Origin of the sequence: Nocardioides panzhihuensis, assembly GCF_013408335.1 — a bacterium.
Lineage (GTDB): Bacteria > Actinomycetota > Actinomycetes > Propionibacteriales > Nocardioidaceae > Nocardioides > Nocardioides panzhihuensis.
In genome coordinates this window covers 296,244-316,313 of sequence record NZ_JACBZR010000001.1, presented here as the reverse complement: position 1 = coordinate 316,313, position 20,070 = coordinate 296,244, and the positions used below count along the sequence as shown (strand labels likewise).

Sequence of the window (20,070 nt, the reverse complement as noted above, 5' to 3'; positions counted from 1 at the left end):
GATGGCTCCGTGATCACGTTCTCTCGGCGATATCTCCTGGTCACCCTGGCATGGCTGGTGACCCGGGGATGGCTGGTGGTCCTCTACGGCTTCCCGGTCGCGGCGGAGGGCTGGTTCGACTGGTGGGGCGCCGAGTGGGGCGTGGTGGGCGACGTCAACTACTACCGCGAGAGCCTCGACGCGCTGGCCACTGACGGGACAGCACAGACGCTGGTCGAGTACCCGGTGCCGGCGCTGTTGCTGCTCTGGGTCCCGTACGCGGCGATCGGTCTGTTCGGCCTGGGTGGTGATGCCTACATCGTGGCGGTGCTGGCGATGGCGGCGCTGACGGATCTGCTCTTCATGGTGCTGCTCGTCCTCAACCGTCGTGGGACACACCCGCGGTTCGGCGTCTCCGCCGCAGAGGCGTTGTGGCTGGCCGCGATCCCGGCGCTGGGGGCGACCGCGTACGCCCGCTTCGATCTCTTTCCGGGGATCATGGTCGGTCTGGCGGTCCTCTACGCGGTCAGAAGACCAGGGGTGGCAGCGGCCTTCGCGGCCTTCGCGACCGGCGCGAAGTACTGGCCGATCCTGGTCATCCCCGCCCTGGCGGCCGATCGCACCACCCGCCGACGGGTCATCCTGACCGTCGCCGGCACCGGGCTCGCGCTGGCCGGGGTGAGTCTGGTCCTCGGCGGCTGGGACCGGCTCTGGACGCCGCTGAACTACCAGGGCGAGCGGGGGCTTCAGATCGAGTCGGTCTTCGCGACTCCGGCGATGGTCGCCTGGGGACACGACGGCCCGGCGAGTGGCCATGCCATCGACTACACCGAGTGGAAGGCCTACGACATCAGCGGGCCGATGGTCGAGCCGCTGCTGCTCGCCGCGACGGTCGCCTCCGTGGTCGCCGGGGCGCTCGTCATCGTCTGGTGGGTCCTCGCCTGGCGTCGTCTCCCCAACGGCGAGCGGACCGAGGAGACGATCGTGTGGCTGGTGCTCGCGACGGTGGCCGCCTTCCTGGTGACCAACAAGGTGCTCAGCCCGCAGTACATGCTCTGGCTGCTCCCCGCCGCGTCCGCCGGACTGGTCCTGCTCCGCGGCCGCGCGCGCAGGCGGCTCGGGGTCTGGTCGGTTGTGCTGATCGCGGTGACGCTGCTGACCCACGAGATCTTCCCGCGGATGTACGGCTACATGCTCACCTTCGACGACATCGGCTCACCGTGGATCACCGAGGTGCTGGCCTGGCGCAACGGCCTCCTCGTGCTGCTCTTCCTCTACGCCGCGTGGCGCACTACTCGGTTGCTGGCCGCCCTTCCCGAGCGAGGGCGGCCAGCAACCGAGGGTCAGGAGAGGCAGACCTTGGCCACGTCGCCCTGAGCCGAGTAGATCGTGACCGGCGCCTCGGCGAAGACCGGGCGACAGGCCGCCGCGGTGAGCTCGTGCACGGTGATGCCGTCGAAGAACCCGTGGTCTTCGCAGTTCTCGTAGTTCACGTAGACGTCCTTGGGGTCGTCCCCGTCGCGGAAGATCCGCAGGATGACGTACGCCGTGACCGGCTGCCCCGGCGCACAGTTCTGCGGCGTGTTGGGACCGGAGCGGCGTGGCGCGCTCCTGATCGCCTCCACGAGGCCGGCCGCGGCGGTGTCGGTGATCTCTCGCGAACCGGTCAGCGATGCCGATGACGGCTCGTACCGGCAGACCGCGATCGACTCCGGAGCATCGCCCTCCAGCGGCGAGGTCGACGGTTCGGTCTTCGGGCGGACCGGGTCACCCTCTGCCAGCGGCGAGGCGGTCTCGCAGCCGTAGGGGTCCTTCGGTGTCGTCCTCAGCGAGCCCTTGACCTGGTTGTTGATCTCGTCGTCACCGGGGCCGGTGAGGATCGTCGCGTACGCGTCCTCGATCTGGACCCGGGTCAGCAGCCAGCCCTCGTGCTCCCAGGAACCGGTCTGAAGACTGGCGCCCTTGCCCGGCATCTCGATCAGGACATAGGGCTGCCACAGCGCGAACGGCACCTTGCCGAACTGCGGCGGGAAGTCACGGTCGCTGGTCTCGTTGCAGGCGATGCTCGGCACCGGCTGGTTGGTGATGTTCGCGACGTAGGGCGTCCGCGGCACGGTGTCCCACCGGTCACCCGGCTCCGCGATGCACTCCGGCAGCGCCGGCGCCGTCGCGTCGGCCCACTCCTCCGGCACCTGGAAGGCGACGTCGTAGCGGACCGCCCAGCGGTTGCCCTCCGCGGGCGCGGGCAGGTCACGGCGGCCAGGCTCGCGGTAGGTGCCTTCGGGGGCTGCTCCGTCCTGATCGGCGAGCGCCTTGGGCGCGTCACCAGAGTTCTCTTCGCCACCGGCGGCGTCGCTCGCCGCTGTGCTCTCGTCGCCGCTGCCGGTGGGCTGAAGGTTGGCCACCACCCCACCCAGGCCGACGACGGCCAGCACCGCGGCGGCCGCGGCCAGGATCCATGGCGCTCGGCGGCGTACGGGTCCCTTCGGCTCGTCCTGCTCTGTCCGCTCGATCTGCTCGTTCTGTTCCGTCTCGTCGGACACGTCCATCGGTGTGGTCGTGTCAGAACCCCCGGGGATCGCGAGCTCCCGCGGCTCGAAGCCGTCGGCCGCGCGGGCCAGGGCGGCCCGGAAGGCCCGCTCCTCGCGCTCGAAGTCACTCATTGTCAACCCCCTCGTTCATTCCCTGCTTGTTCGATCCCTGCTCTTCCAGACGCTTTCGCAGCTTGGCCAGCGCCCGGTGCACATGTGACCGTGCGGTCGCCTCGGCGCAGTCGAGCACCGTCGCTATCTGTGCGAACGACAGGTCCTCGTAGAACCGGAGCACCACCGCCGCTCGTTGGTTGGACGGCAGCGTCTGCACCAGTGCCCACGCCTCGTCCGCGTCGCGCTCCTCGGGGCCGGGCTCGTGGCGGGTGGCCATGGGCTCGACGTCCTCGACCAGCACCAGTCGGCGCCGCTTGCGCCATCCGCTGATCGACCCGTTGACGATGCTCCTCTTCACGTACGCCTCCGCCGTCCCGGACGCCGCCAGCGACTCCCACCGCGGCAGCGCACGAGTGAGGGCGTCCTGCACCAGGTCAGGGGCGTCGGAGCTGTTGCCGGTCACCAGGTAGGCGAACCGCTGCAGCGCGGGCCCCCTCGAGGCCACCCAGGCCCCAAAATCCACATTCTCGGCTGGGCTCCCCGCCTCCTCGTCGGCATCCACGGACACCTCCTCTGGCACGTTCACACACCTCCTACGCGAAGTCTGACGTGTTCGTTGCGTGTGGCGCGGAATTGAGTTGCCCCGAAACGTCGCGGTCCTAAGGTTGGCCGGGTGACCCGTGACGTAGACGCCCGCACCGACCGCTATGTCGAGGAGCTCTGCGCCCTCGACCCGCTGACCGCGACGTACATCGGTGTCGCCGACCACGACGCCGACCTGCCCGACCTGTCCCCCGACGGGATGCAGGCGGTGGAGGAGCTCAACCGGGCGGCCTACGCCGAGGTGGCCGCGATCGAGCCGGTCGACGAGCGTGAGCAGGTCGCCAAGGAAGCATTCCTGGAGCGGACCGGGCTCGACATCGAGTTCGCCGACGCTCAGCTGGACCGGAAGTTCGTCTCGGTCATCTCCAGCGGCATCCACAACCTGCGTGAGGTCTTCGACCTGATGCCGACCGACACCGAGGACGACTGGGCCGCTATCGGGGCACGGCTGGCGGGGATGCCGGAGGCGGTCGCGGGATACACCGCGACGCTGCGCGAGGAGGCCTCGGCCGGGCGGGTCTCCGCGAAGGCTCAGTACGCGAAGGTCACCGACCAGATTCTGGGCTGGACCGGGCAGAAGGGAGCCGGAGCCTTCTTCACCGGTCTGGTCTCCCAGGCCCCGGACGGCACGCCGGCGTCCTTGCGCGCGGAGCTCGAGGCCTCGGCCGCGAAGGCCAACGAGGCATTCGCCGAGTTCGGGCGCTTCATGGCCGACGAGCTCATTCCCGTCGGGCTGCCGAAGGAGGCCGTCGGGCGCGAGCACTACCAGCTCGCCTCCCGGCGCTACCTGGGCGCCGAGATCGATCTAGAGGAGACGTACGCCTGGGGCTGGCAGGAGCTCGAACGGCTCTCCGCCGACATGGACACGACCGCCGACCGGATCCTGCCGGGTGCGAGCCTCACCGAGGCCGCGGCCCATCTCGACAAGGACCCCGCCCGCCAGCTGACCTCGACCGACGCGCTCAAGGAGTGGATGCAGACCACTGCCGATCGGGCGATCGCGGAGCTGGCCGAGGTGCACTTCGACATCCCCGAACCGGTCCGGCGGATCGAGTGCATGATCGCGCCCACCTCCGACGGCGGGATCTACTACACCGGCCCCTCCGAGGACTTCTCCCGTCCCGGCCGGATGTGGTGGTCCGTGCCGGAGTCGGTCACCTCCTTCGGCACCTGGCGCGAGCTGACCACCGTCTACCACGAGGGAGTGCCGGGTCATCACCTCCAGGTCGCCCAGACCGCCTACCGCGCCGAGCTGCTCAACCGCTGGCAGCGGCTGATGTGCTGGGTCTCGGGCCACGGCGAGGGCTGGGCCCTCTACGCCGAGCGCCTCATGGACGACCTCGGCTACCTCGACGACCCCGGCGACCGCCTCGGCATGCTCGACGGCCAGTCCTTCCGAGCCGCCCGGGTGATCATCGACATCGGTATGCACCTGGAGCTGACGATCCCGAAGGACAACCCGTTCGGCTTCCACCCGGGCGAGGTCTGGACCCCCGACCTCGGCCGCGAGTTCATCGGACAGCACTGCCTGATGGAGGACGCCTTCCTCGACTTCGAGGTCGCTCGCTACCTCGGCTGGCCGGGCCAGGCGCCGTCCTACAAGGTCGGTGAGCGGATCTGGTTCCAGGCCCGCGACGATGCCCGGGCTCGCGCGGGTGATGCCTTCGACCTCAAGGCCTTCCACCGCGCCGCCCTCGACCTCGGCTCGCTCGGCCTCGACCCGTTCCGGGCGGCGTTGGCGCGGCTGTAGCTTTTGGGCTGGGCAGAAGATTTTGGGCGTACGTTCTGGGCTCACACTTCGTTGGGTTGCCGTGTTTTCGGGGTTGGTCTGGGCCGCCGACCCGATCTCTACGGTCTTCTCGACCTGCCCGGCGGCCCGGGTGTGGCCGCGGGAAAATCACCTACGACAGGTCCCCGTTATGTCCTACGGCCAACAGAGCCAGCTGAGGAGAAGGCGCACTCTTCTGGGCGAACGAAAATTCGTTCGCCCGCACTAGCCAAGTCCCAGCCGAGAACGACCCCGGCGCCCGAACGAAAATTCGTTCGCCCGGACGGTGGCGCGCGCTGGTGAAAGAAACCCTTCTTTCACCAGCAAACCCACCCCTCCAACCAGGAGCACCGGGCCCACGCGGCCCAAGCCCCTGCCCAACCCAAACCCCCGCACCAAACCCCTGCCGCCGACCCGATAGCCAGCCAAAATTCTCGGCGACGGCCGGTGTCAAGGATCGCCGCAGGCGACCGGCGACAGCCGGCGGCCGAAGGCCGTCCTTTACTCCGGACGACGGCGAGAACACCCTCCCCGAAAGGGTCGGCGGCAAACCCAACCACAAAGACACACCGACCCGACAGCGTCAGGAAACCAGACCAAGCCAGGACCCAGAGCCCTACCGACGCCGCGTCAAAACCCTCTGCGCAACAACGAACACCAACACCAACACCCCGATAGAGATCCGAGTCCACCAAGAAGACAACGTCCCGTCGAAAGAGATGAAGGTCTGGATCGTCCCAAGCACGAGCACACCGAGCAACGACCCGATCACCAACCCACGCCCACCGGTGAGCAGCGTGCCACCGATGACCACGGCAGCGATCGCGTCGAGCTCCATCCCGACGGCATGGAGCGAGTAGCCCGAGAGCGTGTAGAGCGCGAACAGCAACCCGCCGAGCGCCGCGCACAGCCCGCTGATCGCGTAGACGCCGACCTTGGTCGCCGCCACCGGCAGCCCCATCAGCAGCGCCGACGGCTCACTGCCACCGAGCGCGTAGACGGTGCGCCCGAAGCGCGTCGAGGAGAGGACGTACGCAGCAACTGCGACGACCACGAGGGCGAAGACCGCCGTCCAGCCGAGGTAGTAGCCACCTGGCAGGGTAATCGAGCCGAACGCGATGGCCGAGAAGGTCTCGTCCTTGATCGGGATCGACTCGACACTGATCAGGTAGCAGAGTCCGCGAGCCAGGAACATGCCTGCCAGGGTCGCGATGAACGGCTGGATGTCGAAGTAGTGGATCAGCAACCCCATCGCGGCGCCGAGCAGCGTGCCGGACAGGAGCACGACGCCGATGACGGCGGCTACCGGCCAGCCGAGCTCCAGCGTCCTGGCCGCGATCAGTGTCGAGAGCGCGACGTTGGAGCCGACCGAGAGGTCGATCCCACCGGTGAGGATCACGAACGTCATCCCCACCGCGAGCACGATCAGGAAGCCGTTGTCGAGCAGCAGCGTGAGGAAGACCTGCGGGTCGGCGAATCCCTCGTAGCGGATCCCGCCGACGCCGAACATGCCGATGAACAGGGCGAACGTGCCGAGCACGGGCAGGTAGCGCCGCGGCGGGCTGAATCGGGCGACCCGGGCGAGAAGCCCGTCGTCGGTCGTGGCGACCTGGGCGCTCATACGACCGCCTCCTCGCGGCTCGTCGGGATGGGTTCGCGGCGTCGTTGAAGCACCGCCCGCGCCTTGGGCGACTGCAGCAGGCACACGATCACCACCACGAGCGCCTTGAACAGATAGTTGGCCTCGGCCGGGATCCCGATGTTGGGGATGGTCCGGGTGAGGGTGGCGATCAGCATCGCCCCGACCAGCGTTCCGGTCAGAGAGAACCGGCCACCGGCAAGTGAGGTGCCTCCGATGACGACGGCCAGGATCGCGTCCAGCTCGATCCACAACCCGAGGCTGTTGGCGTTCACCGAGTGGGTGTTGGCGGCGATGATCAGGCCGGCCATCCCGGCGCACAGAGCGGCGAAGACGTAGACGGTCCAGATGATCGTGCGGGAGCGTACGCCGGCCAGCCGGCTCGCCTCCGGGTTGATCCCGACCGACTCGATGAGCAGACCGAGCGCGGTGCGGCGTACGACGATCTGGGTTACCGCGAAGACCCCGAGCGCGATCAGCGCCGCCACCGGCAGCGTGAGCAGATGGCCCGAGGCCAGCGCGGCGAAGGCGTCGTTGTTGACCGTGGTGATCTGGCCGCCGGTCACCAGCATCGCGATCCCACGGCCGGCGACCATCAGCACCAGCGTGGCGATGATCGGCTGGATGCCGACCACCGCAACCAAAAACCCGTTCCACAGGCCCAGCGCGACGCAGACCGCGAGTGCCATCGAGATCGCCACGATGGCAGTGCCCGCGGCCCCGTCGGCCGGACCCTTGACGATGTAGACGCAGGCGACCGCGCCCGCGATCGCCGCCACGGCACCCACCGAGAGGTCGATCCCGCGGGTCGCGATGACCAGGGTCATGCCGATCGCCACCAGCAGCACCGGGGCGCCGTTGCGCACGATGTCGACCAGGCTGCCGTAGAGGTGACCGTCCTGGATGCGTACGTTGAAGAATGTCGGCGTCGCGATCAGGTTGATCGCCAGCAGCGTTCCGAGCGCCGCCAGAGGCCAGAAGAGACGGTGGCTCACCGCGCGGGCCCCGAGCTCCTTGACTGCCCTCGTCCTGGTTGGCTCAGGCATCGGCCCGCTCCTTTCCGATGAGGATTCCGGGCTCGCCGGTGATGATCTCGAGTACGTCGTTGACGTCGATCTCCCGGTTGGGCCGCTCGGCGATCTTGCGGCGGTCCTTGAGCACCACCAGTCGGTGGCTCAGCCGCAGCACCTCCTCGAGCTCGGCGGAGATGAACACGACGCTCATCCCCTTCCCGGCGAGATCGGCGACGAGCTGCTGGATCTGGGTCTTGGCACCGATGTCGATGCCGCGGGTCGGCTCGTCGAGAAGGAGCACGTCGGGCTCGGTGATCAACCAGCGCGCCAGGAGGACCTTCTGCTGGTTGCCACCGGACAGGCTTCGTATCGGCAGGCTGGGGTCGGCAGGCCGGATGTCGAGAGCGGTCATGTACTCGGCGACCAGCTTGTCCCTGGTGGCCGTCGGGATCGGCCGCAGCCAGCCGCGGCTGGCCTGGAGGCCGAGCATCATGTTGTCGGCCACGGAGAGCTCCTCGAAGACTCCTTCGGCCTTGCGGTCCTCGCTGCAGAAGGCGAGGTTGCGGTCGATCGCGTGCCGGGGACTGCGCAGCCGACGCGCGCTGGAGCCCTTCACCGTCAGGTCGCCGGTGTCCGCTGAATCGGCCCCGAAGAGCAGCCGGGCGAGCTCGGTGCGTCCCGAGCCGAGCAGACCGGCGATGCCGACGACCTCCCCGGCGTACAGGGTCAGGTCGGTGGCCTCCAGGCTCCCCTTCCGACCCAGACCGACGGCGCTCAGCACCGGGAGGCGCCGCTCGGCGGCCTCCTCGGCGGTCTCGTGCACGGCATGGTCGATGCGCTCGAGGACCTTGAGGTCGCGGCCGATCATCAGCTGAACCAGCTCCAGCTGGGTGGTCTCCTCGGTCAGCCGTTCGCCGACCACGCGGCCGTTGCGCAGGATGGTCATCCGGTCGGAGATCTCGAAGACCTGGTCGAGGAAGTGGGAGACGAAGACGATCGCCGTGCCCTGATCGCGCAGCCTGCGCATCACCTCGAAGAGCCTGGCGACCTCATCGGCGTCGAGGCTGGAGGTCGGCTCGTCCAGGATCAGCACCCGGGCGTCGGTGTCGACCGCCCGCGCGATCGCGACGAGCTGCTGGACGGCGATCGGATGGCTGCCGAGCTCTGAGCCGGGGTCGACGTCGATGCCGAGACTCTGCAGCGAGGCCGCCGCGCGACGGTTCATCTCCCGGCGGTCGATCGGGCCGAACCGGGCGAAGCGGCGCGGCTCTCGGCCGAGGAGCATGTTCTCGGCCACGGTGAGGTTGGGGATCAGGTTCACCTCCTGGTAGACCGTGCTGATCCCCGCCTGCTGCGCCGCGGCCGGGGTGGCGAACTGGGTCTCGACGCCGTCGATCCGCACACGCCCGGCGTCGATCGTGTAGACCCCGGTCAGCGCCTTGATCAGCGTCGACTTCCCGGCTCCGTTCTCCCCCATGAGCGCGTGCACCTCCCCTGGCAGGAGGCGGAGCGAGACGCCGTCGAGCGCCCGGACCGCTCCGAACGTGATCGACACGTCGAGCATCTCCACCACGGGCAGGGGCTGCTTCACATCTGCCTGGCTCATGTCGTACTGGCTCCTGCGGGGTCGGGGTGGCGCGGGGACGGCGGACCGTTCACCGAGTGACCTCGGCGGGCGCGCACTTCCTTCGGGGAGTTCCACGAAGGAAGCGACGCCTCACCGAGGTATCTCGGTCGACGGGCTCAGTACTTCCGGTCGGGCAGCGCCTCGGCGGCCTGCTCCGGAGTGAAGGTGGTCTCCTCGGTGACGATGAGGTCGGGGACCTCCTCGCCGGCGACGACCTTCTCGGCGACGTCCATCAGCTGCTCACCCAGCAGCGGGCTGCACTCGACGATGAAGTTGATCTCTCCCGCGGCCAACGCGGTCATCCCGTCCTTGACCGCGTCGACGGTGATGATCTTGATGTCGGTGCCGGGCTTCTTTCCGGCCGCCTTGATCGCCTCGATCGCGCCCAGGCCCATGTCGTCGTTGTGGGCGTAGACGACGTCGATCTTCGGCGTGGACTGCAAGAAGGCCTCCATGACCTGCTTGCCGCCGTCACGGGTGAAGTCACCGGTCTGGGAGGCGGTGATCTTGATCTTGGAGTCCGAGGAGATGACGTCCTCGAACCCCTTCTTGCGGTCGAGCGCCGGGGCCGATCCGGTGGTGCCCTGCAGCTCTACGACGTTGACCGCGCCGTCCTTGTCGACGTCGGAGGCCTCGGCGTTGTCGACCAGCCACTGACCAGCCTTCTCGCCCTCCTCTACGAAGTCGGAGCCGATGAAGGTGACGTAGAGCGAGGTGTCCTCGGTGTCCACCGCGCGGTCGGTCAGCACGACGGGGATCTTGGCTCGCTTGGCCTCTTGGAGCACCGCGTCCCAGCCCGTCTCGACCACGGGGCTGAACGCGATCACGTCGACCTTCTGCTGGATGTAGGACCGGATCGACTTGATCTGGTTCTCCTGCTTCTGCTGCGCGTCGGAGAACTTGAGGTCGATGCCGGCCTCCTTGGCCGACTCCTGGATCGAGGTGGTGTTGGCGGTGCGCCAGCCGCTCTCGGCCCCGACCTGGGCGAAGCCCATGGTGATCGAGCCGTCGTCGGCACCTTCTTCGCTGCTACCGCACGCGCTGAGCGACATCCCGCCAAGGGCGAGCGCACACAGGGCGGTGAGGGTCTTCTTCACTGTCGTCCTCCAGTGTTTCACTGCGGCGGCCCAGTGTGACCGTCGTCACGATGCGACTTAGTGTGAGCGTTAACATCGGCGGGGTCAAGCGGAATCGGAAGATCGGTTCGAATCGGCAGCAGGTCGTCCGGAACTCCCCATAATGTGTCGACCATGACGCTCACCCTGTCCCCGGAGCAGGCCCGCCGGATCGCAGTTCGCGCCCAGCTCCTCGACGCGCGGCGGCCCGTGTCGCTGGTGGAGACCGTCGACCAGCTGACCCTCCTGCAGATCGATCCGACCAAGGCGATCGCACCGAGCGCGGATCTGGTGGCGTGGTCGAGGTTGGGCGATGCGTACGATCATTCGGATCTCACCTTCGCCCTGGAGCAGGAGCGCTCGCTGGTGGAGTTCTCCAGCTTCATCGTGCCGATGGACGAGATCGAGACCGTCCTCGCCCTCTCCCCCAGCCGGATCCACCCGACGGCCATCGAGTGGGTGGAGGCCAACAAGAGCTTCCGTACGCAGATCCTGGATCGCCTGCGAGCCGACGGTCCGCTCGTGGCCGGCGAGATCGAGGACACCGCCGAGGTGCCCTGGGCCTCGACCGGCTGGACCAACGACAGATCCGTCCTACGGATGATCGAGCTGCTCAACCGGATGGGCGAGGTCGCCGGCGCTGGCCGGCGCGGCAAGCTGCGCACCTGGAACCTGGCCGAACGGGTCTACCCCTCCGATTTGCTGCTTCCCTCACCCGAGGATGCACTGAGGGTCGAGACGGTGCGCCGACTGGCCTCGCTCGGGATCGCGCGTCCGGGGCGGAAGGAGTCGTCCGGCGGCGAGATGCTCGGAGCCGGGGACGTCGGCGTCCCGTGCACCGTGGCCGGCGTCGACGGCGAGTGGCGGGTCGACCCAGAGGCGGTGGCCGCCCTCGAGGACGGGTTCGCGCCGCGTACGGCCCTGCTCTCTCCCTTCGACCGTCTGGTCTACGACCGCGATCGGGCGCTGGACCTGTTCGGGTTCGAGTACGTCCTGGAGATGTACAAGCCCGCTGCCAAGCGGCGCTGGGGCTACTTCGCCCTCCCGATCCTGCACGGCGAGCGGCTGATCGGGAAGCTCGACGCGAAGGTGGACCACAAGAAGGGACGGCTGAACGTCTTCGCCGTCCACGAGGACTTCGGCTGGACCGCCGAGATGGGGGACGCGGTGCGGGCCGAGATCGAGGCGCTGGCCGGCTGGTTGGGCGTCGACGTCGCCCACCCGTGACGGCCCGCCGAAGTAAATACGCACATCTGGGCAAACCGACGCAAATTCCCCTTCTCAGCACTCTCCGGCGGGCCTACTGTGAGCGAACGGGGTCGGAAATCGATCAAAGGAGACGATCCGAATGGCAACGCTCAACCCGTACATCAGCTTCAAGTCCGAGGCCGCCGAGGCTCTCGAGTTCTACCGGTCGGTGCTCGGCGGCACCGTCGAGACGATGACCTTCGACTCCATGGGCGACGCGATGGGTCCGGTGCCGCCGGAGGCGAAGGGCCTGGTCATGCACGGCTCGCTCACGCTCGACGACGGCCTCGTCCTGATGGCCGCCGACACGCCTCCGGACATGGGGATGGAGTACATCGCCCCGACCGCCGGCGTCACGGTCGCGATGACCAGCGCCGACCCCGCCGATCAGCCTCGCTTCGCCGACTACTTCGCCAAGCTGTCCGAGGGCGGAACGCCCGCGATGCCGTTCGAGCAGGCGCCGTGGGGCGACTACTTCGGCCAGTTCGAGGACAAGTTCGGCGTGACCTGGATGTTCGACGTCGCCAGCCCGGCGTCCACGGCCTCCTAGACGAAGGTCCGAGACAAGTTCCGCCTTTCGTAGGAGGCGCCCGGGATCGCTGCGCCGTAGCGTCTGAGGCATGCTCATCGCCGAAGATCTGTTGCTGCTCGTGCTCGACGACGAGAGGGGCACGCTCGCCTCGTCCTGGGTCCAGCAGGCGCTGGGCGGAGCGATCCTGACCGAGCTCGCCATGGCCGGCTCGGTCCAGGTGCAGCCCAAGTCGGGGCTGACCCCGGCCAAGGCCGTGGCGGTGCCGGGCGGGCGCCCCGACGAGCCAATCCTGGCCGCTGCGTACGACTCATTGGCGGCCAAGCCGGTGGCGGCCAAGAACGCGGTAACCAACCTCGGCAAGGGTCTGCACGAGGCGCTTGCCGCCCGGCTGTGCGACCGCAACATCCTCAGGCGTCGCGACGAGAGGATCCTCGGCCTCTTCCCGCGCACCACCTGGCCGGCCGCGGACTCGACCCACGAGAACGCCGTGTGTGGTCAGCTGTACGCCGTCCTCGTCCAGGGCGTCACGCCGGACGCACGGACCGGGCCGCTCATCGCCCTCCTCTCCTCCATCGACTTCGCCCACAAGGTGGTCGACACGAAGGCGGTGGGCGCAGGAGCGGTCAAGAAACGGGCCAAGGAGATCGCCCGGGGCGACTGGGCCGCCGAGGGCGTCAAGGACGCCATGGACGAGGTCGTCGCGGTGATGACGGCGGTGATGGTCGCCACCACCGTCACCACGACGGTCACCTGACAGAACCCGAGGATCGCAGCCGCGGAGGGGCTGCGATCCTCGGGTCGGTTCGTACGTGCCGTCAGGCGAAGAACGTCCGCAGGTCGGCGGCGATGTCGCCCGGGCGCTCCAGGGCGGCGAAGTGGCCGCCCTCGGGGAACTCCGACCAGTGCTGGATGTTGGCGTTGTCCCGCTCCGCCAGGGACCTGATCGTCTGGAAGTCGTCCTTGAAGACGGCGACCCCGATCCGGCCCTGGGAGACCTCCGGCTCGCGCTCGGCGTGCCCCTCCTCGTAGTGGTAGCGCGCCGCCGCGGCGTAGGAGTTGGTGAGCCAGTAGTAGGTCGCCTGCTCGATGACCTGCTCGGGGGTGACCAGCGAGGTGCCGTTGCCGAACGACTCGAAGAGCTCGCTGTAGGCGAGCGTCCCGATGGGTGAGTCGGCCAGCGCCGCGCCGATCGTCTGCGGGCGAGAGCCGTTCATGGCGTTGTAGCCGCCGACCGACTGGAACCACTGCATGTGCTCCAGCGCCGCGTACTCCTTCGGCCCGAAGCCCTCGAACTCGCTCGGGTCGCCCGAGGGGAACGAGAAGAGCTGCAGGACGTGCGCGCCGAGGAAGCCCTCCGGGTTCAGCAGGGCCAGCTCGCGCCCGACCATCGCGCCGCCGTCGCTACCGTGCACCCCATAGGAGTCGTAGCCCAGCCGGCGCATGAGCACATCGTACGCCTCCGCCGCCCGCTTCATCGTCCAGCCGGTGTCCACCACCGGCGTCGATAGTCCGAAGCCCGGCAGCTCCGGGATCACCAGGTGGAACTCGTCCGTCAGCAGCTCGACCATCGGCAGGAACTCCAGGAACGAGCCCGGGTAGGTGTGGGCGAGCAGGAGAGCCTTGGCCTCCGGGTTCGAGGAGGGTACGTGGACGAAGTGGATGGTCTGGCCGTCGATCTCGGTGATGTGGTTGGGCACCGCGTTGATGCGCGCCTCGACCGCGCGCCAGTCGAAGCCCTGCCAGCGCTCGACCATGTCGGCGAGGTAGGCCGTCGGGGTGCCGTAGTCCCAGGAGTCGCCGGGCACGCTCGGCGCGAACCGGGTGCGCTTCAGGCGGCTGCGGAGATCGTCGAGATCCGCCTGCGGGAACTCGACGGTGACCGTGCTGATCTCGTCGTTGGACTTGGCACTGAGCCCGGTGTTGACCTGCGTGTTCATGACTTCTCCTTGGTGGTTTCCGACCTTGTGAGACACACGCTATGAAGGGTTCCGGCAAGCCTGATTCCGGAATTCCGCTGGCCCGTGAATCTTTTTTGCCGCACTCTGAGCCCGTGCTGGAAACCTCTGCCCGACTGCTCGCGCTCCTCGGCCTCCTGCAGGCCTCGGCCGGCTGGACCGGTGCCGACCTGGCGACCCGGCTCGACGTCTCCGAGCGCACCGTGCGCAACGACATGACCAAGCTGCGCGAGCTCGGCTATCCGGTGGAGTCGGTTCGCGGCCCCGGCGGTCGCTACCGGCTCGGTGCCGGCGGGAAGCTCCCACCGCTGCTTCTCGACGACGAGGAGGCGCTCGCGGTCGCCGTCGGGCTGCGTGCCGCGACGGGCATCACCGGCGTCGCGGAGACCAGCGCCAGGGCGCTGGGCAAGCTCGAGCAGGTGCTGCCCGACCACCTACGTCGCAAGCTGGCCGCGGTGGTCGACGCGATGGACGCCGGCCCGGTCAACACCGACAGCAACGTCCCCGACCCAGACGTCGACTCCGGCACCCTGCAGGCGCTCGCGACCGCGATCCGCGACCACATCGGCGTACGCGCCGACTATCGCGACGAACCCATCGAGGTCGAGCCCTACCGGCTGATCGCCTGGCAGCGTCGCTGGTATCTCGTCGCCCGCGACCCTCGCGACGACACCTGGCAGCCGCTTCGCGTCGACTGGCTGCGCCTCAAGGTCCCCGGCGGGCGCCCGTTCAAAGCAAGCGAGCCGACCCTGATCAATGGGCAGAGCGACCTCACCGAGTTCGTGGTCCGCGAGGTCGCCCGCACCGGCTGGGCCATCCACGCCCGCCTGATCATCGCCGCCTCCGCCGAGGAGGTCATCTCCCGCATCAACCCCGCCGTCGGCACCGTCGAGCCGATCGCCGCCGACCGCAGCGTCCTGGTCACCGGCGGCGACAGCCTCGAGGTCGTTGCCGTCTGGATCGGCATGCTCGGCCTCGACTTCACCGTCGAGTCACCGCCAGAGCTCCGCGACCACCTCGAGATCCTCGCGAAACGCTACGCCGCCGCCGTCAGCACATGATTCGTCGTTTTCACGGGCGGCCCGGGCTGCTGCCCACTACCCTCGCATCGTGCTGATCGCGGAGGATCTCGTACTGCTGACTCTGGAGGACATCACCGGACAGCCCGTCAGGGGGCTCGGTGACATGTCGAAGAGGAACATCCTGCTCGGCGGCGCGCTCCTGGCCGAGCTCGCGCTCGCCGGGGTCATCGAGGTACGGAAACAGTCATTCTGGCAATCCTCGAAGGTGCATCAGGTGGCCATCGGAGCACCCGTGGACCGCCGCCTCCAGCAGGCCTTCTCGATCATCGGGGAGAGACCGATGACCCCTCGCGCACTGGTCAGCCGGATCGGGTCTCAGAAGTTCGACCACCTCGCCGGTGTGCTGGTCGGACGCGGCCTGCTCCGTCGGGAGCAGCGTCGGGTGTTCCTCACCACCAAGACGTTCTGGCCGGCGGTCGACCCGCGGTCCAAGATGCCCGTGCGCCAACAGGTCGCCTCCGTGCTGCTCCACGACGCTCATCCCGACCACCGCACCGGCACGCTGATCGCCCTCCTCTCCGCCGTCGACCAGGCCCACAGGCTCTTCGTCTCTCCGTCGGTGCCACCACGCCAGGTCAAACAGCGCGCCAAGCAGATCGCCCGCGCGGACTGGGCTGCAGGGGCCGTACGCGACGCGATCGTCGCCACTCACCGAGGTGTCGAGTCCGGCTTCAGCGGCGGTGGCTTCAGCGACGGCGGCTTCGGTGGCGGCGACGGCGGAGGCGGCGGCGGCGGCGACTGACTAACGCGCGCTCCGCCTCACGGACTCGACGAACACGCGCACGAGCGGATGGACCGGGGCTCCGGCGAGGGCGCCGATGTGGGGCTGGAACATGCTGGTCACGTAGAACGGGTGGCCGGGGAACTCCAGCACCTCCGCTCCGGCATCGTCCGCGGTGGCACCGACCACGACACCGGCCTTCTCCAGGCCGGCCACGGCGTCGGCGGTCGGCGCGTAGTTGCAGAAGTGCATGCCGGCGAACGGCTCCAGCTGCCAGCCGGCGAAACGGGTCCCGGCGATAGGAGTCACCAGCCGCTCCTCGCCGTAGAGCGAGCAGGCAAGTGCGGCCACCACGTTGTCGTCGCCCGCACCCTCGGACTCGGCGTGGGTGCCGACGGATCCGAGTACGTTGCGGGTCCACTCCAGCACCGCGTACTGCATCCCACCGCACACCCCGAGGAACGGAATCCCCCGCTCCCGCACCACGGTCAGTGCCTCGAACACCGCGGCGTCATCGGCGTAGGGCGAGCCGGGAACCAGCCAGACCCCGTCGTACGTCGCGATGTCGAACCCGGAGTCGGTCGGCACCCACTCCGTCTCGACCCCGAGCTCGGCCAACTGCGCCCGAAGGGCGTTGAGCTCCTGATGGCTGCGGTGTCCTCGGTCGTCGCCGAGCAGTGCGATCACGCGTCGAATCCTCGCAGCCACGCGACGGCCGATCCAACGAATTCAGGCACAGGTTGCTAGGCCGGATCTACGCTGGTCACATGACGACGCAGGTCCGGCTCGGCGGCCTCCGGGGCATGTTCTCGCTTCCGAGCGATGACGAGTGGGAAGATGCGGATGAGGAGCTCCGGGCCTTGTTCGACCCGGATCTCGAGATTCAGCCAGTCCGCGACCGACCCGCCTGAGAACGCCGTGCGGCGACATCACCAAGGGCCACGAGCGCCCCTGAAAGGCGTGCGACACGCGGGCACACGGCGTGTCGCACGCCTTTCCAGCGGGCGTGGCGGCCGCTACTCGGGCTTGATCCCCAGCCGGTCGAGCTCCTCGTCGATCACCGACGGGTCGAGCTTCTGGAAGACCGGGGTGGGCTTGGCGACCGGCGTGCCGACGACGATCGGGTGGCTCTGCCAGCTCGGCGCGCCGGAGTAGTCGCCGGTGATGATCGGGTAGGGCTTGCCGTCGTCGAGGTCGTCGACCTCCTCGATGCGGGGCATCGGGGCGACCTCGCCCTTGCCGCCGAGGGCCTTGTCGATCTCGTTGGCGGAGAACGGCAGGAACGGGGACAGGATCAGGTTGAGGTCGGCCACGCACTGCGCCATCACGTGCAGCACGGTGCCGAGGCGCTCACGGTCCTCGGGAGCCTTGGCCAGCTTCCACGGCTCGAGGTCGGTGACGTACTTGTTGACCTCTCCGACGGCTCGCATCGCCTCACCGATCGCCTGCTTCTGCCGGTGGCGGCCGATCAGGTCACCCACGGTGCCGAAGGCGCCGCCGACGGTGTCCAGGATGGCCTTGTCGGCCTCGGTCAGCTCTCCCGCAGCAGGCAGCTCGCCGAAGTTCTTCGCGATCAGGGTGGCGGTGCGGTTGACCAGGTTGCCCCAGCCGGCGACGAGCTCGTCGTTCGTACGCCGCACGAACTCCGCCCAGGTGAAGTCGGAGTCGTTCGACTCCGGGCCGGCGGCGGCCACGAAGTAGCGGAACGCGTCGGGCTGGTAGCGCGAGAGGAGATCGCGCACGTAGATCACGATCTTCTTCGAGGAGGAGAACTTCTTCCCCTCCATCGTCAGATACTCGCTGGAGACGACCTCGGTCGGCAGGTTCAGCGCGCCGTACGAGCCGGTCTCGCCACCCTTCGACCCCTGACCGTTGTAGGCGATCAGCTCGGCCGGCCAGATCTGGGCGTGGAAGACGATGTTGTCCTTGCCCATGAAGTAGTAGGAGAGCGACTCGGGCGCGTTCCACCACTGGCGCCACGCTTCCGGATCGCCGGAGCGCCGCGCCCACTCGATCGAGGCGGACAGATAGCCGACGACCGCGTCGAACCAGACGTACATCCGCTTGGTCGGGTTGTCGCGCCAGCCGTCCAGAGGCACCTTGATGCCCCAGTCGATGTCGCGCGTCATCGCCCGCGGGCGGATCTCCTTGAGGATGTTCTGGCTGAACCGGATGACGTTGGGACGCCACAGGCCGGTCTGCTCACGCTCGTCGAGGAAGGCGTGCAGCGCCTCGGCCAGCGCCGGCAGATCGAGGAAGAAGTGCTGGGTCTCGACGAACTCCGGCGTCTCCCCGTTGATCTTCGAGACCGGGTTGATCAGCTGGTCCGGGTCGAGCTGGTTGCCGCAGGTGTCGCACTGGTCGCCACGCGCCCCGTCGGCTCCGCAGATCGGGCAGGTGCCCTCGATGTAGCGGTCGGGGAGGGTCCGTCCGGTCGACGGCGAGATCGCGCCCTTCGAGGTCTGCTCGATGAAGTAGCCGTTGTTGTAGACCCCCAGGAACAGCTCCTGCACCACCGAGTGGTGATTGGCCGAGGTGGTGCGGGTGTAGAGGTCGTACGTCAGGCCGAGCGAGACCAGGTCCTCGACGATGATCCGGTGGTTCTTGTCGACGAGCTCCTGAGGCGTCACGCCGGCCTCGTCGGCGGCGATCAGGATCGGGGTGCCGTGCTCGTCGGAGCCGGAGACCATGAGCACGTCGTGGCCCGCCATCCGCATGTACCGACTGAAGACGTCGGAGGGCACGCCGAAACCGGCGACATGGCCGATGTGGCGCGGGCCGTTGGCGTACGGCCAGGCGACTGCGGACAGAACTTTGCTCATGGCTCCATCCTAGGGAGCCTGCGTCACCGGGCCTCTATCGACACCGGCTCACGGGTTGAACATCTGGTCCCGCTGGTAGGCGTACTTCCGGATCCACGGCAGCCACTTGGCGAGCTGGGCGCCCGGGCAGGAGGTCTCGTTGGTGTGGAAGTGGCCGTCGATGACCCAGACCCGGACCCGGCGGCCCGCCGGGAACCGGTCGCTGCCCTTCGAGACGGTCACCAGCTTGCCGCGCGCGTCGCGGCCGGCCATGTCGAGCTTCCAGGCCGCCATCCGCTCGGTCTTGATGAGGGCGTCGTCGGAGGGACGTACGTTCTCGAAGTTCCCGAGCAGGGCGATGCCCATCGACTGGTGGTTGAAACCGCGCGTGTGGGCGCCCTTGACGAGCCGGTCGATGCCGCCGGAGCGGCCCTCCCAGGCGCGGCCGAACTTGTCGATGAGGAAGTTGTAGGCGATGTCGAACCACCCCAGTGACCTGGTGTGATAGCTGTAGATGCCGCGGATGATCCCCGGCACGTCGCCCTTGGAGTAGTTGTTGCTCGTGGCGGTGTGGTGGATGTGGACCTGCTTCAGCGCAGTGTTGTACTCCGGGCGGCCGTTGCGCCAAGAGTTGTTGGCACCCCACTGCGACCGGGTGAAGATCACCGGTTTCGGTGCCCACCGCGGACGCGACCGCGCCACCCGGCCGTTGGCGCTGCCCTCAGCACTCCCGTAGCTCTGGTCACCGGCCTCCTTCTTCGGAGCCTTGACGTCCTCCTGCGGCCCGGTGTTGATCAGGGTCAGCCTCAGGTCCTCGGGCTGCGCGCCCTCGACCCGCACCTGTACGCCGCTGGCCCGGCCGGTCCACACCGGCTGGGTGCCGCGGCGCTCGACCTTGCCGCGGGCGGCGACAGCACCTTCGGCGCCGTCGGGCAGGTCCTCCTGCAGCGGCAGCACCTGCCAGCCACGCCACTGGTCGGACTTGCTCACCCGCACCTCGACCTTCGGCGTCTCGGCGCCGGTCCAGGACACCCCGACCATCGAGAACGTCGTCGTGCTCAGCTTCTCGGTCGATGCCGCGCTGCCCGACCGCTCGGTCAGCCTCGGAGGAAGCTTCACGTCACGGGTGGCGATGCCGTCCTCGAGACGAGGCAGCTTGATCACCTGGCTGTCCTCGGCGGCGGCCGGATCGATCCCTGGGACGAAGCCAGAGCCGATGGCAGGCACGAGCATCGACGCGCCGATGACGACAGCGGTCAGGGTCACTGTGATGACGCGGGGGAAGCTGGCCATACCCCTGATTTTGGAGAACCGGAAGCCCGACATGCCGCAAACGCATGTG

Annotated in this window: 18 protein-coding genes; 8 read left to right on the top strand and 10 right to left on the bottom strand. The window is 68.4% G+C overall.

The genetic code is table 11. The features are described 5' to 3' along the window. Positions 1 to 9: 9 nt before the first annotated feature. Positions 10 to 1,356, top strand: coding sequence for a glycosyltransferase 87 family protein (locus tag BJ988_RS01410; RefSeq protein WP_179656340.1), 1,347 nt, complete (start codon positions 10 to 12; stop codon positions 1,354 to 1,356). On the opposite strand, the gene BJ988_RS01405 is transcribed toward BJ988_RS01410, so the two are convergent. Together BJ988_RS01405 and BJ988_RS30830 are read right to left on the bottom strand one after the other, a co-directional pair. Further along, positions 1,323 to 2,642, bottom strand: a complete 1,320-nt coding sequence (locus BJ988_RS01405; protein WP_179656339.1) for a hypothetical protein — start codon at positions 2,640 to 2,642, stop codon at positions 1,323 to 1,325. The genes BJ988_RS01410 and BJ988_RS01405 overlap by 34 nt on opposite strands. Further along, on the bottom strand, positions 2,635 to 3,204 hold the full coding sequence (locus BJ988_RS30830) for a SigE family RNA polymerase sigma factor (protein WP_179656338.1): 570 nt from the start codon (positions 3,202 to 3,204) through the stop codon (positions 2,635 to 2,637). The genes BJ988_RS01405 and BJ988_RS30830 overlap by 8 nt, the downstream gene beginning before the upstream one ends. A gap of 93 nt (positions 3,205 to 3,297) precedes the next feature. Between BJ988_RS30830 and BJ988_RS01395 the strand changes: the two genes are divergently transcribed. Continuing rightward, positions 3,298 to 4,977, top strand: a complete 1,680-nt coding sequence (locus BJ988_RS01395) for a DUF885 family protein (RefSeq protein WP_179656337.1) — start codon at positions 3,298 to 3,300, stop codon at positions 4,975 to 4,977. A gap of 634 nt (positions 4,978 to 5,611) precedes the next feature. Here BJ988_RS01395 and yjfF read toward each other — a convergent pair. From yjfF to BJ988_RS01375, 4 genes are all read right to left on the bottom strand, one after another. Next, entirely contained in the window at positions 5,612 to 6,616 is a 1,005-nt protein-coding gene (gene yjfF, locus BJ988_RS01390; protein ID WP_179656336.1) for a galactofuranose ABC transporter, permease protein YjfF, read from the bottom strand. Further along, positions 6,613 to 7,680 (bottom strand): ABC transporter permease, encoded by a 1,068-nt coding sequence (locus BJ988_RS01385; RefSeq protein WP_179656335.1) that lies wholly within the window; start codon positions 7,678 to 7,680, stop codon positions 6,613 to 6,615. Before BJ988_RS01385 ends, yjfF begins: the two co-directional genes overlap by 4 nt. Next, complete coding sequence (locus BJ988_RS01380; RefSeq protein ID WP_179656334.1) at positions 7,673 to 9,253, bottom strand: sugar ABC transporter ATP-binding protein; 1,581 nt, start codon at positions 9,251 to 9,253, stop codon at positions 7,673 to 7,675. Before BJ988_RS01380 ends, BJ988_RS01385 begins: the two co-directional genes overlap by 8 nt. Positions 9,254 to 9,390: 137 nt before the next feature. After that, entirely contained in the window at positions 9,391 to 10,371 is a 981-nt protein-coding gene (locus tag BJ988_RS01375) for an ABC transporter substrate-binding protein (protein WP_343051388.1), read from the bottom strand. A 153-nt stretch (positions 10,372 to 10,524) separates the two neighbouring features. On the opposite strand from BJ988_RS01375, the gene BJ988_RS01370 reads away from it, so the two are divergent. The 3 genes from BJ988_RS01370 (at position 10,525) to BJ988_RS01360 (ending at position 12,923) form a co-directional block, all read left to right on the top strand. Further along, complete coding sequence (locus tag BJ988_RS01370) at positions 10,525 to 11,616, top strand: DNA glycosylase AlkZ-like family protein (RefSeq protein ID WP_179656333.1); 1,092 nt, start codon at positions 10,525 to 10,527, stop codon at positions 11,614 to 11,616. 121 nt (positions 11,617 to 11,737) lie between these two features. Further along, positions 11,738 to 12,187, top strand: a complete 450-nt coding sequence (locus BJ988_RS01365; protein ID WP_179656332.1) for a VOC family protein — start codon at positions 11,738 to 11,740, stop codon at positions 12,185 to 12,187. Positions 12,188 to 12,257: 70 nt separating this feature from the next. After that, positions 12,258 to 12,923, top strand: a complete 666-nt coding sequence (locus BJ988_RS01360; protein WP_179656331.1) for a GOLPH3/VPS74 family protein — start codon at positions 12,258 to 12,260, stop codon at positions 12,921 to 12,923. Positions 12,924 to 12,984: 61 nt separating this feature from the next. Here BJ988_RS01360 and BJ988_RS01355 read toward each other — a convergent pair whose 3' ends face one another. Beyond that, positions 12,985 to 14,106, bottom strand: coding sequence for an epoxide hydrolase family protein (locus BJ988_RS01355; protein ID WP_179656330.1), 1,122 nt, complete (start codon positions 14,104 to 14,106; stop codon positions 12,985 to 12,987). Positions 14,107 to 14,219: 113 nt separating this feature from the next. On the opposite strand from BJ988_RS01355, the gene BJ988_RS01350 reads away from it, so the two are divergent. Further along, positions 14,220 to 15,185 (top strand): HTH domain-containing protein, encoded by a 966-nt coding sequence (locus BJ988_RS01350; RefSeq protein ID WP_179656329.1) that lies wholly within the window; start codon positions 14,220 to 14,222, stop codon positions 15,183 to 15,185. Between the two features lie 49 nt (positions 15,186 to 15,234). Continuing rightward, the gene (locus BJ988_RS01345) at positions 15,235 to 15,948 is read left to right on the top strand and encodes a GPP34 family phosphoprotein (protein ID WP_179656328.1); all 714 of its coding nucleotides are present in this window, start codon (positions 15,235 to 15,237) and stop codon (positions 15,946 to 15,948) included. Here the strand turns inward: BJ988_RS01345 and BJ988_RS01340 are convergent, their stop codons facing one another. Continuing rightward, positions 15,949 to 16,614, bottom strand: coding sequence for a glutamine amidotransferase-related protein (locus BJ988_RS01340; protein ID WP_179656327.1), 666 nt, complete (start codon positions 16,612 to 16,614; stop codon positions 15,949 to 15,951). Between the two features lie 80 nt (positions 16,615 to 16,694). On the opposite strand from BJ988_RS01340, the gene BJ988_RS01335 reads away from it, so the two are divergent. Continuing rightward, on the top strand, positions 16,695 to 16,838 hold the full coding sequence (locus BJ988_RS01335; protein ID WP_179656326.1) for a hypothetical protein: 144 nt from the start codon (positions 16,695 to 16,697) through the stop codon (positions 16,836 to 16,838). 105 nt (positions 16,839 to 16,943) lie between these two features. On the opposite strand, the gene metG is transcribed toward BJ988_RS01335, so the two are convergent. Beyond that, positions 16,944 to 18,749: a methionine--tRNA ligase gene (gene metG, locus BJ988_RS01330; RefSeq protein WP_179656325.1), complete on the bottom strand. Its 1,806-nt coding sequence runs from the start codon at positions 18,747 to 18,749 to the stop codon at positions 16,944 to 16,946. A 48-nt stretch (positions 18,750 to 18,797) separates the two neighbouring features. Beyond that, on the bottom strand, positions 18,798 to 20,021 hold the full coding sequence (locus BJ988_RS01325) for a peptidoglycan recognition protein family protein (RefSeq protein WP_179656324.1): 1,224 nt from the start codon (positions 20,019 to 20,021) through the stop codon (positions 18,798 to 18,800). Positions 20,022 to 20,070: the final 49 nt, after the last annotated feature.

Coding starts and splice junctions, on each gene's coding strand:
- BJ988_RS01405 (WP_179656339.1), bottom strand. CDS start 2,642: ATGAGTGACTTCGAGCGCGAGGAGCGGGCCTTCCGGGCCGCCCTGGCC.
- yjfF (WP_179656336.1), bottom strand. CDS start 6,616: ATGAGCGCCCAGGTCGCCACGACCGACGACGGGCTTCTCGCCCGGGTC.
- BJ988_RS01385 (WP_179656335.1), bottom strand. CDS start 7,680: ATGCCTGAGCCAACCAGGACGAGGGCAGTCAAGGAGCTCGGGGCCCGC.
- BJ988_RS01380 (WP_179656334.1), bottom strand. CDS start 9,253: ATGAGCCAGGCAGATGTGAAGCAGCCCCTGCCCGTGGTGGAGATGCTC.
- BJ988_RS01370 (WP_179656333.1), top strand. CDS start 10,525: ATGACGCTCACCCTGTCCCCGGAGCAGGCCCGCCGGATCGCAGTTCGC.
- BJ988_RS01365 (WP_179656332.1), top strand. CDS start 11,738: ATGGCAACGCTCAACCCGTACATCAGCTTCAAGTCCGAGGCCGCCGAG.
- BJ988_RS01360 (WP_179656331.1), top strand. CDS start 12,258: ATGCTCATCGCCGAAGATCTGTTGCTGCTCGTGCTCGACGACGAGAGG.
- BJ988_RS01355 (WP_179656330.1), bottom strand. CDS start 14,106: ATGAACACGCAGGTCAACACCGGGCTCAGTGCCAAGTCCAACGACGAG.
- BJ988_RS01335 (WP_179656326.1), top strand. CDS start 16,695: ATGACGACGCAGGTCCGGCTCGGCGGCCTCCGGGGCATGTTCTCGCTT.
- metG (WP_179656325.1), bottom strand. CDS start 18,749: ATGAGCAAAGTTCTGTCCGCAGTCGCCTGGCCGTACGCCAACGGCCCG.
- BJ988_RS01325 (WP_179656324.1), bottom strand. CDS start 20,021: ATGGCCAGCTTCCCCCGCGTCATCACAGTGACCCTGACCGCTGTCGTC.